The following is a 16,335-nucleotide window of genomic DNA, read 5'->3' as shown; positions in this document are numbered from 1 at the left end:
AAGAGGTCAAATGGAAAAGTTCAAAAATCACAACGGGTATTCACGCATGTATCAGGAAAACAAACTGACTTTAGGATTGTTCTTTCCGATCGAATCCTATACGGGCGATATCCCGGAGATGGATATCGAAAAGCAAATGAAGTTGGCCAAACGGGCGGAAGAACTGAATTTCGCCGCATTGTTTGTGCGGGATGTGCCGCTCCGCGACCCCAATTTCGGCGATGTGGGGCAAATCTATGACCCCTTTGCGTTTTTGGGGTATCTTGCCGCCAACACCAAAAAAATCGCCTTGGGGACGGGGAGCATCATTTTAACGCTGCGCCACACCCTCCATGTCGCGAAGGCGGCGGCTTCGATTGACCGGTTATCCGGGGAACGGCTGATTCTCGGTGTCGCAACGGGCGACCGCCCGATCGAGTTTCCGGCCTTCGCCGTGAATCCGGATGACCGGGGCGAGCTGTTCCGGGAATCGGTGGCGGTCATCAGAAGAGTGTGGCGGGAGCATTTTCCGACGATCGACACCGCACGGGTGCACATGACAAGCGGAGATTTGCTGCCGAAACCGAAATTGTCGGAGATCCCGATGATGGTGACCGGCCACAGCGGACAGTCGCCGGAATGGATTGCAGAACACAGCGACGGGTGGATCTACTATCCGCGCGGGCTGAAATTCCAAAAGGCATTGATCGAAAATTGGCGTTCGTTGACCGGGGAATTCAAGCCCTTTACCCAATCGCTGTATATTGATTTGACGGAAGATCCCGATCATGCGCCGGAACCGATTCATCTCGGCTTCCGCACGGGGCGGAATTTCGTAATCGAATTTCTTGCCGCTTTGCAGGATGCGGGCGTGAACCATGTCATTATCAATTTAAAATATGGGCACCGTCCCGTAGATGAAGTGCTCGAAGAATTGGGCGAGTTTGTGCTTCCGCATTTTCCGGCTTTGACATGATGCGGGACAAAGGATTGGCGGTTCACTATAAAATTCCAATAGGAGAAAGGAAGGATTCGGATGAAAGTGTTGCTCATAGGCGCCAACGGAAAGGTCGGCCGGCAAGTGGTGGACATGCTCCAAGGGCACGAACGGCACACCGTGCGTGCGATGGTCCGGAAACCGGAGCAATGGGAGGCATTGCGGAACAAGGGAATTGAAGTGGTACTCGCCGATCTGGAAGGGACAGTCGATGAAATCGCCGAGGCGGCCAGAGGCTGCGATGCGATCGTATTTTCCGCCGGTTCGGGCGGACACACGGGCCCGGATAAAACGTTGCTTGTCGATCTGGACGGGGCGGTTAAAGCGATGGAAGCCGCGGAAAAAATCGGAATTAAACGTTTTGTCATCGTAAGCACCTTCCAAGCCCACAACCGGGAAAACTGGCCGGAAGACCTGAAGCCCTATTATGTCGCCAAACATTATGCCGATCGGATGCTGATGAACAGCGGTTTGAATTATACCATTATCCGGCCCGGTTATCTCCGCGATGAAACAGGCACCGGATTGGTTACCGCGGCGGAAAACTTGAAGGGCGGGAGCATTCCCCGCGAAGATGTGGCAAGGACGATCGTTCAAACCCTCGACGAACCGAACACGTACAGAAAGGCCTTCGATTTGATGGCTGGGGATACGCCGATCGCGGAAGCATTGAAATCGCTGCGCTGAAGCAGGAATCAAGGAATTCAATCCGAAAAATATTTCAGAGGATCATACAAGCTGCAATGACCTTGAGACGGGCTGGGCGCACTTCGCCGAGCCCTTGTTTTTACGGGTCCTCAACCTTTTCCCCAATGGGAGTCTAAGAGGGCTGAAATTCGGCTAGGCTCCCTTTCGCCGGAAACGGGGAATATTATAAGGAAATTATGCATAAAGAATAGGATCGCCGGTTTCTCCGAAGTTCCGGCGCCGATAGCGGGAATCCGGCGATGAACATGCTCCCGGAATCGGCGTAAAATGCCGGTCCCGCCGTTTTTCAGGACGGGCGCACGAGTTTGCGGCGCTGCCCGACCAACTCAGACCGATGTCCCCCTGAAGATTTGGGCTCCCCAAAAATTCCCTCCAGCGGGATCCGTGTTTAAGGAAATCACTCCCAAGTACCCGATTCGTAGATTCCGGACAAGAAACTGTTTGAAAACACCGCGATTCACGGCAATGAATGGAGTGAACGGTCATTTTCCTGTTTTCTTCCTCCGTCCGATCTTTTAATATAAAGATAAACGAAAGTGTCCAAGGAGGAACGGAGGAATTGCTCCATCATATTGAAATCTATGTCTCCGATCTGGCGAAATCAACCGAATTTTGGAATTGGTTTTTGACGGAGCTCGGTTATGAACCGTATCAGAAGTGGGAGTCCGGCATCAGTTGGAAATATGGCCATACGTACATCGTTTTCGTTCAAGTGAAGGAACGATATAAGGATATCCCTTACCACCGTTGCAGGGTCGGACTCAATCATCTGGCTTTTCATGCCAGATCGAAAGAGCAGGTGGATGAAATAACGGAAAAATTGCAGGAAAAAGGGATAAACATTCTCTACCTTGACAGACACCCTTATGCCGGAGGGGAAGGCTATTACGCCGTCTATTTTGAAGATCCCGACCGGATAAAAGTCGAGCTGGTGGCCCCTTCCGATCATTCCGCTCCGGCCGTCCCGCCGGACGACGGCGGAGCATCGGGCCGTCTGTAGGCCTGCCTTGCGGACCGCGGCCAGAACCGAGCCAGTCCGCCTGCCCCTGGGCCTATCATCAGGTTTCGGAAAGGAGGACGATGGTTTGAAAAGAAATTTTTCCCTATTTCTCCTTTTGTTCATGGCCCTGCTCTTTCTGGGGGCATGTTCAACGTTGAACGATTTAAAACAAACGGCCGAAAAAAATCTGGCGATTGACCGGACATTGCCGAAATATCAATTAAACAAGGAAAATTTTAAGGAAATAAGCAATCAAGGCAAGACGTATGTGATCCAGGATTCCACGGTGGACCGCGAGCGATTGCAGGAACCCATCGGGAAGGTAGCAGAAAGCGTTACCATCAATGAACATAATGAGCTATTAAGCAAGGAAGAACTGAGGAAAATTCAAATCTTGCCGAAAGAAAATGAAGAGAAAAGATTCCACTTCAATTTTGGCTGGGTGTACCGCATAAAAAATACAAGCCCGGACGAAGAAGTGGCGGTCGTCGTGAATCATGAATACCGGCTCGCGAAAATCAAAAAATGACCCGCAAAACGGTCTTCTTTGACAATCGATACCAGGTCGGGAAATCCAAAAGTGACGCTAGATCTTGAATCCGTCTCCGTTCCGGAAGGAATGTACTGCGTTTTGCCGATCCCGCATCCAGGTTGCGGATCCGATTCAGAAGGAATTGCCGGACCGGACAGTGAGAGGCCTTTTTTGCTGCGGCATGGAGGATCTTTTTGTCAAAGGCCTCCTTGCGCCGGTCGGCAAGCTCCGGGCCATCCTCCGCGACCGCGGGATCCGGCCGGGTCCGTTTCCCCGGCTGCCGGTTTCGAAAAAGCCGATGAGAAAGGTTTTCGTAAAACAAAGGAAAAACCTGAGCCCTGCCATGGGGCCCAGGTTTATTTTTTTGAAATGGGGACGGCATTTCTCATTCGATGGGAATTTGTTTCTTTTTCGATTTTTCCGGTTGATATTTCGGAATTTCCAATTTCAAAACCCCGTTTTCCAACTTGGCTTTAATGTCCTGCTCGTTGATGTTGTCCACATAAAACCGGCGGACGTATTCGCCGTATCGCCGTTCTTGGCGGATGAAGCGCCGGTTCTCGTCCTTTGCCTCGTTCTTTTCTTCCCTTTTGGCGCGGATGGTCAAATAATTGTTTTCGATTTCCACTTGAATGTCATCTTTCGTAAATCCGGGCAATTCCGCTTCCACATAATAGGCGTCGTCTTTTTCGATGATGTCGGTCCGGAAACTGTGGGGCTCATTTCCCAAGAGGCTGTCAAAAGGTTCGTCAAAAAATTCGTTCATCGCCTTCAACATTTTTTTAAAGGTGTCTTCATAATGTTTTCGCGGGATCAAGTCGAACATTTTTCAAACCTCCTTTACCCGGTTTTCTATCATTCTAATAATAATAGTAAACAAAATTGGAAAAAATTCCATGAATAAGGTTATAAAAAACACCGAGACTATTGGCATGAATTCTGAACCAACCGTTTTTCCATACGTCACCTTCATGGCTTGCTGTCGGATTGTTCGTCCAGAATTGTTATTGTTTTTCGTTTATTCTTGAATCCTAATGGTTTTAGGCTGATCTGCGGTTTCCGAATGAATAATAGGGGGAGAGGAATTGTTCTAGTTGCGGATCAGAATTTTTGGACTGTTATGCATCGGTCTTTCTCGGTTCACAAAAAAATTCGGTCCGTACAAATGGCATGTTTTTTTCGTCCGTTATCTGGCCGTTCTTCTTTTTGCCGTTTTGACCAATAAAAATGATTTAACGGTTCGTCCTTATTCATTATTATTTTTGGCATCATCCCGATCGCTCAGATGATCCGGATGATCACGAAAAATGGTGCCAAGAACAAAGCTTAATTTCTTGAAAATTTCATCGGTCTCCCTTGCAAACCGGAAGGAAGGCCGTCATCAGCCGTCGCCTCGATTAAAAGCGATGGAAAAAACAAAGGGATCGTTCCTTATCATCGGCACACGGGTGCGGGCAATCTCCTTTTGGACATTGCCCGTCCTTTTCATGATTGCTGGGATGTTCCCCCTTCGAGACAAGAGAGGAAGAAAAAAGGCAGGCCGCCGAATGAAAGACCTGCCCGAAAAGCCGGAAAATAAGTCAAGTATTCGGAAGTTCCGTGTCCCCGGCCGATATTCGTTGAATTCATGATTATCGTGCTTATCGAAAAACGGGATAGGAAGCGAGCAATGAATAGATTTGCAAATCTACCGTCGCTTGAGAATCCGATGCAATCAGGAAGGAATGATCTTCCGGATCCGCAAAAAAGCGAGCCGTGAAAACTTCTTGCCCGTCATTGATAAAGACCTCGACGGAAGAGGAATCAAGAAAAATCTGCAATTTGCTCAGTTTACCGATCATGCATTGTCTGCTTTCGTATTGATTTCCGTTAAATTTTTTCCGCCTTAAGGTGAAAATTCCATGATCTGTGTCATAGCTGAATTGAATATTGTTTCGGATGGTTATTTCCAACGGCCCGCTTGTTAATGAATGCACATGAACAATTATTTCAGAATGGGGGCTTATCGTGGCCGAGTATTCGCTATGATCCCTGTTCATATCGATATGCAACCGAATCGGCTCGCCGCGCCTTAAATTTTGTATCTCATCGATCGGGGTTTGATATAAATGATCGCCGATGACTTTCAGTTCTCTGGGGAGGGTCAGGGCATGAATCCACCCTTTTTCAACGGTCGGATGATACCGTTCGTTTTCGTCACCCATTCCCATCCATGCGATTAAAATTCTTCTCATTTTGGGATCAACGAACGTTTGCGGCGCATAAAAATCAAAGCCGCGGTCCAGTTCCCTAAATTCACCGTGCTCATAATGATTTGTGCCTGGAATCCACCTGCCCGCCAAATATCCGGATTGATAAAGATTATTGTAATTCATGCCTTTAGGTTCCAGTCCTTGCGGGCAAAACAAAAGGATGTCCTTCCCTTGGAGATGGAAAAAATCGGGACATTCCCACATATAGCCGAGATCTCCCGAATGATTCCAATGACTGCCTGCTATAGGGCCTAACATTTGCCAATGACAGAAATCCGTTGAGGAAAATAAAACCGCTCTTCCCTGGAAAGCATCGCTTTGCGCGCCAAGAACCATGTACCAATGATCATTGTGCCGCCATACTTTTGGGTCGCGAAAATGGGAAGTATATCCTTTTGGCACATGGAGAATGGGTCCCTTTTTTTCAAAATGGATGCCGTCCTCGGAAATGGCCAAACATTGATACGATTCGCGTTCCCCGTTTAATTTTTTCACATTTCCCGTGTAAAAAAGGTACATCTTGCCATCATGTTCGATGGCAGAACCGGAATAACAGCCGTTCCTGTCATACCATTCACCTGGGACCAAAGCGGGGGGATGCCCTTCCCAATGCAATAAATCTGTAGAGGAGAAATGTCCCCAAACTTTCGTACTATGATCCGTCCCGAAAGGGTTCCATTGGAAAAAAACGTGAAATCTCCCCTTAAAGTATAAGAGGCCGTTCGGATCGTTCATCAAACCGAATGGAGGGGATAAATGATACGCCGGTCGGTAGGGATCAGAATGGGTATACGGCCCGTCATTGCTTTTGATTCGATTGATCATCTCGAGCAATTGCCTTTCCTTCGTCATTTGTCGTACTCCTGTTCTTGTTGGTAATGTTTGTCAGAAATGAGAAGTACGGAAGTCATTCCGTTTTATCTTTTAAAAAGCCGGCAAGTATTGCTTGCCGGCCGAACAAATATGGCCTTGGTCATTTTCCGATAACATGTTAAAGATTGCATCCGGAAGAAATTTATACGATGTTTTCCTGAAAGATCAAGCTTTTCGTATGTTAAATTCTTCTTTTTTGAATGTTGAACAAAATCGACACGATGCCGCAAAGAACGTAACCGAAGAGGGTTTGAAGTTGGACAAATATCTAAGTCGAAATCTTTGCCCTTCTTATTCAATTCGTATGAAATTTACCGCTTGTTATCCGCGAGCATTTTATCGGAAAACCCAAAAAGCCAAGTTAAGATGAAGGCCGTTCCGATAGCCACTAAGTTGATGAAAATATACGGAATAATTTGTCCGTTTAAATAAAGCAATGTTCCCGGAATGACAGTAATGGCCATGCCCGTCGCTTTCAAGCCGAGTATCGAGGCCAAAAATCCTCCCACTCCACCGCCGATCAGGCCCATTATAAAAGGTTTGCCATAGCGGAGATTGACACCGAAAATTGCCGGTTCGGTGATTCCTAAAAATGCCGATAAGGAAGAAGACAACGACAGTGCTTTCAATTTGGCTGCCTTCGTTTTCAATCCCACTGCCAACGCGGCGCCGCCTTGTGCCGCAATGGAACAGGTAATGATGGCATTATACGGATTGTTTTTAAATTGTTCCAATAATTGAATTTCCAGCATATTAAAGATATGATGTACGCCCGTTACAACAATCACTTGATTGATTGTCCCGATAATTAATCCGCTAAGTCCGAACGGAAGGGATAACAGGAAGACCGTTGCATCCAAGATGTATTCTTCGGCAATATGAAATACCGGTCCGATCACAAACAGCGCTAAAGTGATCATAATTAATAGCGTTAAAAACGGGGTTAAAATTAAATCTAACACTTCCGGAACGCGTTTGCGGATGTTTTGTTCCAATTTCGCTCCGATAATACCGGCGATAAAAGCGGGGAGGATGGATCCTTGATAACCTACCACCGGAATAAAACCGAAAAATCGGATAGGTTCGACATCGCCGCCTGCAACGCTCCATGCGTTAGGAAGGGACGGGCTGACCAACATAAGACCCAAAACAAGACCGATCAAGGGAGTACCGCCGAACACGCGGAATGTTGACCAGGCAACCAATGCCGGCAAAAAGACAAAGGCGGTATCCGTCAGAACTTGTGTGAACAAAATAAAATTATCCGATATATTATCAGGGGATAACCCGAATAAAGCCAATATTTGTTCTTGCATAACCAAACCGCGGAGTCCCATAAACAATCCGGTTGCAACGAGCGCCGGGATAATTGGCACAAACACATCGCCAAAGGTGCGAACGGCGCGCTGAAACGCGTTGCCGCTTTTTGCCGCTTCACTGCTTTGTTCTGATTTCGTTCTGCCGCTGACACCCAATTTGATTACTTCCTCATAAATGCGATTAACGGTCCCGGTCCCTAAAATGATTTGGTATTGGCCAGAATTAAAAAATGCTCCTTTAACCTTGGAAATATTCTCTACTTTTTCCTGATCGATTTTTTCTTTGTCTTTAATCATCAATCTTAAACGGGTGGCGCAATGGGCGGCGGAAATAATATTGTCGTTGCCGCCGACCGCTTCAAGAATCTCCTTGGCAATTTGTTTGTTATCCGACATCTTTTTCACACTCCCGCATTAACTTTTTGGAATTTTTTCATTTTGATAATTTAAGCAAATATGGAATCGATTCCATAAAAAACATTTAATATGTGGAATCGATTCCATATTGTTGTGGAATCGATTCCACAATTTTGATTATATACTATCCCTTTCAATTAGTCTATATCCTAATGTAATTTTTTGTTGTTCTTTATTTTTTTCTTCAATTTGCCGGAGAAGGATTTCTGCCGCCTTTCTTCCGGCTTCTTCATATTCATAATCGATCGTTGTTAATGCAGGAGAGTAGATTTTCGACAAATCCGAATCGCCGATGCTTGCCACGCTGATCTCATCAGGAATTTTCACGTTTTTTTCTTTTAAATATTGCATGGCGCCGATCGCCAAGCGATGGGTAGCGGCAAACACGCCATCAGGAAAAACAGGAGCATTCATCATTATTTCTTCCATGGCTTTGTACCCGGATTCAAGCTTAAAATCACAAACGGCGATGAGGGAAGGTTCGATGGCCAGATCATGTTCCTTTAGTGCATCAATATAGCCTCGTTTTCTTAACACGCCGACCGCATAATCCGATTCATACACCCCGATAAATGCAATATGTTTCCGCCCTTTTTCGATCAATTTATTTGTGATCGTTTTGGCCGCGTTATAGTCATCATGAACAACATAGGAACAATGAGGGATTTCTTGGCCGACTGCAACAAAAGGAATATCGATATTTTCGATTTCTTTCACCAACTTCTCATCAATATTTGTGGCCAACAAAATAATTCCGTCGACACGCCTGCTTTTCAGCAAATTCAGAAATTCGATTTCCTTTTCCCTTTGCAAATTTGTATTCGCCAATAAAATTTGATAGCCTCTTTCAGAAAAAACTTCATCCATCCCCATAACGACGCGGCTGGAAGTTCCTGTGCTGATTTTCGGCAAAATTACGCCGACAACTTTTGTTTGCTTTGTCCTTAATGATTTTGCCTGATGGCTGGGGACGTAGCCGGTTTCTTCAATCACCTTCAGGACTCTTGCTCTCGCTTCATCGCTGACATAACCGGAATTGTTTAAGACCCGGGAAACGGTGGTCCGGGAAACATTGGCTAATTTGGCTATTTCATTGATCGTAACCAAATCTTTCATCCTCTTTTTCCTTTTATTTTCAGCTTAAACCAATTTTCATGAATTGGGAAAGGGTAAGTTGATTTCTTTTCGTATAGAAAAAACTCCTTATAATTAGGAATGGCCGCATCGAGCCCTAATTACAAGGAGTATTTTGGCAAAATTATATCATATTTCAATTTGATTGGAAAGGCGCCGTGCCGGCTTCCGCATGGCAAGCGTCTTCTTTTTGATGATGCCGGTCCGGAAACTGAAGGCTTTCAAAAGGTTCGACAAGGCCATTCGTCCGTCTTCAACATTTTTTAAGGTGTTTTCATAATGTTGCCCTTGAGGATAACAAAGATGTTGAACCCCATTTACAAACCGACGGTTGGTTTTTATAATATAAACAAATATCTTGTTGCAAACGGATGGAACGAGAGGAGGATTTCAACACGATGAAACGGGAACTGAAACGGGAACGGACCCGACGGCTGCTGCTGGATACGGCCAAGGCGCTGATTCAGGAAAAAGGATGTGCCGGCATGACGTTAAATGACATTATGGAGCGATCGGGATTGTCAAAAGGAGGGATCTACCATTATGTGAAAAGCAAGGATGAGCTGCTGGGGTGGGTGTTGCAGGAGTGGCTGGAAGAAACGAGCCGACGTTTTTTCGCGGCGACGGCATACGAACCGAAAACCTTTGAACGGCCCATGAAGGAAATTGTCGCCAGTTTGCCGGATTTGGAAAATCCGGGAAGCGTAGGCAACCAGGTGTTCATGTATTTGCTGGGGAAATGCCATCAGCCCGAAGTGCAAGAAGTCATGCGGCAATTTTACGAAGGGGCGCTGCAAGTATCGAAACAATGGATTGCCGCCGGCCAGAAGGCGGGATTCATTCCTCGGTCCGTGGATGCCGGCAAAACGGCTGAGTTATTTGTGCTGATTTCCTTGGGGCTGCGCGTCCGCAGCTTCATATCTTCGGGGGATTACGCCTTCGCCAGCGCTGAGTTCGCCAAGCTGATGGCGGAAATGCTCCGTCCTTCGAACCATCAATCAGGGTAAAACGTGATTGGTCATTTTTGCGGCGGTGCTTCTAACGGCGGCTTTTCAGAAGCTGCCGGCCAACAAACGGGCGTTTCTCTGCGACCCATCATGCAGGACAAAAGAGATTCCGGTTGAATTCTGACATCCTTTAAATCGTCAAAATACTCGGATGGAATGTCAGAATTGAAGGTTCCCGGCGGAAATGTTCTACTGACTGGCCGCAATTATGGGATGAAACATCGCAAGCAGTGGAATAAATCCGAAGGCGATTTGGCTTTTTACCGTGGATCTTCACGGAACGGCTGTGGAATTGACCGTATATTCGATCGGAGAATTAAGTTTTCCGAAGAAAACTTGCAACGGCATGCTCGAAGTTTGTCCGATCGGAGAAATATTTTTAAGTTTTGGGGGAGATCAGCGATGAGTAAAGAGTTGCGCCGTATGGCAGGCCTTTTGCTGATTATTTTGCCGACCGTCCTTTATGGCGGCGTGAGCTTACTGCGGCTGTTAACCGACCCGGGGTCCGGATATGCGGAGAATCCGCTCCGGCAGGATTTATTTCGAGCCGGCCATGCCCATGCGGGGGTTTTATTGGTCTTATCATTGATTACCTTGAGGTATGTCGATGAAACAAGCTTATCGGACAGGTGGAAACAGTTTGTCCGCTCCAGTATACCGACGTCCGCCATCTTCCTTCCGGCCGCCTTTTTCTTCTCGGTTCTTTCACCGGATGCGGCAAAGCCGAATGCTTTCATCTATTTGGCTTATGTCGGAGCGGTGCTGCTTGGGGCTGGATTAGTGACGTTGGGGATCGGACTGTTAAAAGGGAAAAATGACGCGTAAATGAGGATCTTTTAGAGGGACGTATATCGGGTGCAATAGATAAAGAGGATGAAGCGGCCGACTGTTACCATCCTTTTGCTATCGCGCTGAGCCTTGCCGGGGGCTTTGGCGGCGGATGCCAGACCCCCATGGTTTTCCGGACGAAGGAAAGGGCATGGATGAGAAATGGGCACATGGGAGCAGGTCCGCCCGGTTGACGGCCGTCTGCTCCCTGCGTCCGATTTTCCCCGTTTCCATCCCTTCGGGGAAAAGGAAAGTCCGGCTGTTCCGATTTCGTCATCACGACGGAAGATGCGGACAATAAGCCGGATGAATATTTGCCAAGGTTTGGGCGCAGGTTGGAAGTGCGATCGCTTAGTATATGCTTGACACCGGGCAGAAGTTCAGCGGGGGTTGGGCGCATGGCCAGCCGGAAAAGGGACGGATTGCTCACGGTGATCCGATCCGGGAAACCCGGCACCAGCCGGCCGCTTGAGGTTTCCGGTCCGTCCGGCTTCCCGTTCATTATTGGTTGCCCGTACGAAAACAGGCAGTTTATGAAACCGGTTGGCAACACAAGTTTCCTTCGCCTTTTTCAAGGGCCGACCGGAGGCTGTCCAACACTTGCGACCAGGCGGCCTGATGCCATTGATAGGCTTCTTCCCATTCTTCTTCGTTTTTGAATCCGGAATGTTCCACGATGACTTTGGACGTATCCGGGCCGAGCGCTTCAAAGCTCACTTTCACCCGGGTCAGCTCGTCTTCGTTGTTCATGAGATGGGCAAAATTGTCCGGCCCTTTCCACGTGAAATGCAATTCCTTTTGTTCCGCGAGTTTGGTAATCTTGCAGCCCCTCGTGTTCATGGAATGCTTGTTCCCCGGGATGAAATACAATTCAAATGGCCCGCCTTCTTTCGCCTCCACCACGGCTTCCGGCGCGAACCATTCGGCCACTCGCTCGGAAATGGTCCACGCATACCAAACCAAATCCAGCGGAGCCCGAATTGTGACTTCTTTGAGAATCACCTTGTCGTTTGTAGCCATTTTCAATTCCTACCTCCTCACAAAATTCCCCGCGTCTATCCTATCAAAAACAAAATGTTGATATCGGCAAAAAAACGAATCGCTGAAACCCGTCCGTGGGGGCGGGTCAAATGAAACGGCAGTCAACCGTCTCTCATAGTCGAAGTCTACGAGGACGAAATCTCCTTCGGTCAAAGGAAGCGGCAGTCAATCCGTCCCGGATCGCGGGATCGGGCCAAGTTTGGGACAATAGACAATCTCCCCGGTAACATCGAGGGAAAGTCCGCCAGGGGGTAAAATCCCGCCCTATTACACCACCGGGGTCAGACGGTAACATCGAGGGAAGGTCCGCCAGGGACCGTCTTTTTTAGAGCGGAAAACGAAATGCGGTGCGTCGGGGAGTTCCGTCGTCTTGTCCCTTAGTTCATGATGGCCGGCGATCCGAGCCGCCGCTCATTCCCGGTTTCCGCCGCGCCGCCCGCGCCGAAGATCCGTTCCTGTTCCATTTCCCTCCTTTTCCGTCAGAGTTCCGGGACGTGGGCGGAAGCGAAGAAGCGGGGCCCCGGGCGCCAAGCCCTATCGCCGCGGGAGCTGCCGGGGCTTTCCCGATCCGATCATACCATAAAGCGGGGATCGGAATTTCTTGTCGATTGCTGTCTTTCCGATCCCGACGGATAAAGGGGGCCGGCAACGGAGGAGGATAGCGGGATCGGAGGGGCAACCGGGGTGATGGCGAGGGTTTGCCATGCGGGACTGTCTTCAAAAGTTTTTCCCCCGGCGAAGACGGCGGGAGGATGCCGATCCGGGGCGGACGGCCCCGGCCGCTCGCGAAAGCAATAACGTTATCGGGCATTCCGCCGTTATCGTCCAAGTAAAAATCCGAAAAATAGGGCGGAGCGGGAGCAAAAGGAAAACGTGCAAGATTATTAAAATGATGGAATGACAATCTTCTTCGGCCATTACCGGACCGTTTCCTTGTGCCCATTTTCCAAATCCGCAGGGAGGCCGCGCACCGACAGATTTGTTTTCCAAACCGCCGACGTTTGCCAAGGAAATGAGGTTGCCTGAATCCCTATATGGGTGCAGGTCTTAGGCTGTTTGTCTTTTCGGGAACAACATAAAAACAGGCCACGCATTTGCTTCTGGCGGCCTGTTTTTTTTTTCGCTTGATGTCAATGGGCATTAAATATTCAAGGCTTGTTTTACCGTTTCTTTCAAAGGGGTCAGGGTTCCGATCAGTTTTTGCAGGTCATCCGACGTTTTGGACGTTTCGCCTTTGGCAACCGCGTCGTAGATCACCGCCGTAAGTTCGGCAAACGGTTCCGGGACGCCGGCTTTGATGAGGATAGTTTTCTCTTCTTCAAATGAGACGGACTGATGCACGACCTTTTTGCCGGATACCTCGGAGAGGATTCGGGCCAGATCGTCGAATGTCCAAGGCTGATTGGAAACCAGGTTGTACGTCTTGTTTTCATGTCCTTCCTCTGTCAGGACGGTGGCGGCGGCCAAGGCAAGATCATGGCGGGTTGCTGAGTTGACGATGCCGCTTCCCGCATTCGTAATGAGGGTTCCGGATTCTGCGGAGGTGCGCAGCCCCTCATTCACAAAAAGTTCCGTATACAAGGCGTTGCGCAGGAAAGTATAGGGGATATTGGTCGTGCGAATGGCATGTTCCGTCGCCAAATGGACGTGCGCAAGGGGCAGTTTTGCCTCTTCGGCGAAGGCATACCCGGTGTAGGCGATATGTTTTACCCCAGCATCCCTGGCCGCTTTTACGACATTGGCATGTTGGACGATGCGGAGCGTATCGTCCGCGTCCGGGCTCGAGATAAAGAGCAGCTTGGAGACGCCGGCAAAAGCCTTTTGAAGGGATTCCGGATGATTGTAATCGCCTTGACGGACTTCCACGCCTTGCCCGGCAAGGGCGGAGGCTTTTTCAACGTCACGGACGACGGCAATGATTTCACTGGCGGGAACTTTTTTGAGCAAATGCCGGATCACAAGTCCCCCGAGTTGGCCGGTAGCGCCAGTAACCGCAATGGACATAGACATTTCCCCTTCTTTCTGAAGTTTTTTAAATGGAATCATATCCGGAGGCGGGTTCCAAAAAATCATCATCCGCGAAATGAACACGGCCGAAACGGCTGAAAAACGCCTGTTAAACGTGCGGATTTTTTGGGATGGACCGTATGGGAGGAATGACTTTTACGGGTTTGGGTCATCTTGCCCACCATTATAATGGCATCAGATGCGCAAATCAAATTTTATGCCTGCGCTGCCCGAAAACGTAATGCCTGCAAACGAAAATGACCGATCCTTCGATTTTGTCCCGCCTGTTGCAGCCGAGGCGATGCCTTCATCCGTTCTTCCCGGCCCGTCCGCTTTTTTCAGCCTTTCGCTTGTCTGCCGCCGTTCAGTTGATGAAAACATTTTTGGGCCGGATCAACGAATATATAAGCAAATCATGGCCATTCGTGGCGGCCGGACCTCGCCTTCTTTTCCCCCTCTTTGAAAACCGGAGGACAGGTGCCGGGGTCAAGTTCGCGGAATTGGGAAGCAAGCAGGCAAAAAAAGAGATGCCCTATTCGAAATTTTCTGTTAGAATGTAGACAACCATCCCATGAACCTTTCTGCGGAAGGGGTTCAACATCTGCCGAATCCTATTAGAGAGGTGGGGGGGGGAAACGGGACGGATATCCTGAAACTATGGCAGTAAGCCGCCGATTTGGCGGCAGCCATCCCGAAACGTGAGGCAACGGGTCCATTTCCAATGATCCTGATCCGGTTGATGAGGGGATGAGGATTCCCGTCAGGGCTCCTTTGTCAGAAATCAATGCCGGCATATGCTTTTCATTCAGCGAATGAGGATTCCTATAGAGGGTTTTTTCTAGAAATCAATGGTGGCATATGTTTTTTTCCCAGCGGTAGATTCCCGTCGGGCTCCTTTGTCCCTTGGGGTTGCACCAGTCTTAATCCGTCAGGCAGAACCGCGGGTGGCGGAGATGATGCCTATCCGTTCCCTTTGTCCGCTCGGAGGAAAAGGCTTGCCCCGTTCGGCTGTTCCGGTTAGGAGGGGGGAGAGCCCCGTCATGATCCGGACAGCCGCAGGGACAAACCCTGCGGCGTTCCGTTTTTCGGGCAATTGAACGGCTTCATCCGGCGCGCTTTTGCATGGGTGCGAAGGCACGGTGCCGCGCATCCTCCTCACCGGTCAGGATGCCGCCAAAATGATGCGGTCGTGTTTTCTTTATCCGCTGATCGATGGGGAGGAATGAAGATGCCAGGTTCCGTTTTTCGGCAGGCGGTCCGGGATGCGACGGGAATCACCTGGGAAGAGTGGGTCGCGGCCTTGCAGCAGGCGGTGGATCCCTCCTGGTCCCGCGAGGAGATCAAGGCGCATATCGGCGAATATTTTCAGGTGACGGACGAATGGGCGGAATGGCTGGCTGTCATGTACGGTCAGCTTCTGGGCCGGATTCCCGTCGGCGTCACCAAAGACGCGGGCGTTCAAATCGGCGTCCGAAAGACGGTCGCGGTGGAGAAGGAAGAGGTTTGGGGCTTCCTGACTTCGCCGCAGGGCTTGCCCTTATGGCTCGGGGACGTCTCCGGGTTCCGGCTGCAAAAGGGATACGAATTCCAATCTGCGGAAGGCATCACCGGAAAACTTACGGTGGTTTTGCCGAATCAAAAGCTCCGCATGAGATGGAAGCTCCCGGAATGGGAAAAACCCTCCCGGCTGCAATTGTTATTGCTGTCCGTTGCTTCGGGCAAAACGACCGTCGGCATCCATCAGGAAATGCTGGAAGATGTCTATGTCAGGGAATTGATGCGACGTTTCTGGGCGGAGAAGCTGAAGCAAATCAAAAATCATTTGGAGGCGGGGCGATGAATCGATTCAGTCATATCGATTTGCGAGTGAAATCCTGGGAACAAGTCCGTATCTTTTATGAAAACCTGCTCCCCGCGTTGGGTTTTACCCGCACTTTCCATTCGGAAAAATGGAAAGTGTTTGCCGCGGAGGGAGAACTTCCGAGTGTTCCGTACTTTGCCATTACGGAAGATCCCGGCCATGAGCCGAACGAAAATCTGATCGGGTTTTGGGCCCATGACCGGGAGGAAGTGGACCGGATTGCGGAGCTTGTGGTCCGGTATGGGGGCGTCATCAACAGCGGCCCCCGGCTGTTTCCGATCAGCCCGACATACTATGCGGTTTATTTTGAAGATCCGTGCGGAAACAAGTACGAAATGGTCCACCGCTTAAATTGACCGGGCATCCCGAAGCCCGCTCGG

At 49.2% G+C, this 16,335-nt stretch carries 14 protein-coding genes; 8 read left to right on the top strand and 6 right to left on the bottom strand.

From position 1 onward, the window contains the following. Positions 1-10: 10 nt before the first annotated feature. The 4 genes from A3EQ_RS0117765 to A3EQ_RS0117750 all read left to right on the top strand — a co-directional run bounded on the left by A3EQ_RS0117765 (position 11) and on the right by A3EQ_RS0117750 (position 3,213). On the top strand, positions 11-955 hold the full coding sequence (locus tag A3EQ_RS0117765) for an LLM class oxidoreductase (protein ID WP_020156507.1): 945 nt from the start codon (positions 11-13) through the stop codon (positions 953-955). A 60-nt stretch (positions 956-1,015) separates the two neighbouring features. Further along, entirely contained in the window at positions 1,016-1,663 is a 648-nt protein-coding gene (locus A3EQ_RS0117760) for an SDR family oxidoreductase (RefSeq protein WP_020156506.1), read from the top strand. Between the two features lie 580 nt (positions 1,664-2,243). Further along, positions 2,244-2,684, top strand: a complete 441-nt coding sequence (locus A3EQ_RS0117755; RefSeq protein ID WP_020156505.1) for a VOC family protein — start codon at positions 2,244-2,246, stop codon at positions 2,682-2,684. Between the two features lie 85 nt (positions 2,685-2,769). After that, on the top strand, positions 2,770-3,213 hold the full coding sequence (locus tag A3EQ_RS0117750; protein WP_020156504.1) for a NisI/SpaI family lantibiotic immunity lipoprotein: 444 nt from the start codon (positions 2,770-2,772) through the stop codon (positions 3,211-3,213). Between the two features lie 388 nt (positions 3,214-3,601). Here A3EQ_RS0117750 and A3EQ_RS0117740 read toward each other — a convergent pair whose 3' ends face one another. The 4 genes from A3EQ_RS0117740 to A3EQ_RS0117715 form a co-directional block, all read right to left on the bottom strand. Then, the gene (locus tag A3EQ_RS0117740) at positions 3,602-4,042 is read right to left on the bottom strand and encodes an Hsp20/alpha crystallin family protein (protein WP_020156502.1); all 441 of its coding nucleotides are present in this window, start codon (positions 4,040-4,042) and stop codon (positions 3,602-3,604) included. 814 nt (positions 4,043-4,856) lie between these two features. Next, entirely contained in the window at positions 4,857-6,320 is a 1,464-nt protein-coding gene (locus tag A3EQ_RS0117725; RefSeq protein ID WP_020156499.1) for a glycoside hydrolase family 32 protein, read from the bottom strand. Positions 6,321-6,652: 332 nt separating this feature from the next. Continuing rightward, positions 6,653-8,056 (bottom strand): sucrose-specific PTS transporter subunit IIBC, encoded by a 1,404-nt coding sequence (locus tag A3EQ_RS0117720; protein ID WP_020156498.1) that lies wholly within the window; start codon positions 8,054-8,056, stop codon positions 6,653-6,655. Between the two features lie 138 nt (positions 8,057-8,194). Then, positions 8,195-9,193, bottom strand: a complete 999-nt coding sequence (locus tag A3EQ_RS0117715) for a LacI family DNA-binding transcriptional regulator (RefSeq protein ID WP_020156497.1) — start codon at positions 9,191-9,193, stop codon at positions 8,195-8,197. 416 nt (positions 9,194-9,609) lie between these two features. Here A3EQ_RS0117715 and A3EQ_RS0117705 point away from each other — a divergent pair, with 416 nt between their 5' ends. After that, complete coding sequence (locus A3EQ_RS0117705) at positions 9,610-10,218, top strand: TetR/AcrR family transcriptional regulator (protein WP_020156495.1); 609 nt, start codon at positions 9,610-9,612, stop codon at positions 10,216-10,218. Between the two features lie 156 nt (positions 10,219-10,374). Further along, on the top strand, positions 10,375-11,043 hold the full coding sequence (locus A3EQ_RS22625) for a hypothetical protein (protein WP_154652913.1): 669 nt from the start codon (positions 10,375-10,377) through the stop codon (positions 11,041-11,043). A 534-nt stretch (positions 11,044-11,577) separates the two neighbouring features. On the opposite strand, the gene A3EQ_RS0117685 is transcribed toward A3EQ_RS22625, so the two are convergent. After that, positions 11,578-12,066 carry an SRPBCC family protein gene (locus A3EQ_RS0117685; protein ID WP_026500062.1) on the bottom strand — a complete coding sequence of 163 codons (489 nt, stop codon included), beginning with the start codon at positions 12,064-12,066 and terminating at the stop codon, positions 11,578-11,580. Between the two features lie 1,161 nt (positions 12,067-13,227). Beyond that, the gene (locus A3EQ_RS0117665; RefSeq protein ID WP_020156489.1) at positions 13,228-14,091 is read right to left on the bottom strand and encodes an SDR family oxidoreductase; all 864 of its coding nucleotides are present in this window, start codon (positions 14,089-14,091) and stop codon (positions 13,228-13,230) included. A 1,231-nt stretch (positions 14,092-15,322) separates the two neighbouring features. Here A3EQ_RS0117665 and A3EQ_RS0117650 point away from each other — a divergent pair. Next, complete coding sequence (locus A3EQ_RS0117650) at positions 15,323-15,934, top strand: SRPBCC domain-containing protein (RefSeq protein WP_020156486.1); 612 nt, start codon at positions 15,323-15,325, stop codon at positions 15,932-15,934. Next, positions 15,931-16,311, top strand: coding sequence for a VOC family protein (locus tag A3EQ_RS0117645; protein ID WP_020156485.1), 381 nt, complete (start codon positions 15,931-15,933; stop codon positions 16,309-16,311). The genes A3EQ_RS0117650 and A3EQ_RS0117645 overlap by 4 nt, the downstream gene beginning before the upstream one ends. Positions 16,312-16,335: the final 24 nt, after the last annotated feature.

It is taken from the genome of Caldibacillus debilis DSM 16016, from assembly GCF_000383875.1.
GTDB lineage: Bacteria > Bacillota > Bacilli > Bacillales > Caldibacillaceae > Caldibacillus > Caldibacillus debilis.
This window is presented reverse-complemented; position numbering and strand designations above follow the sequence as displayed.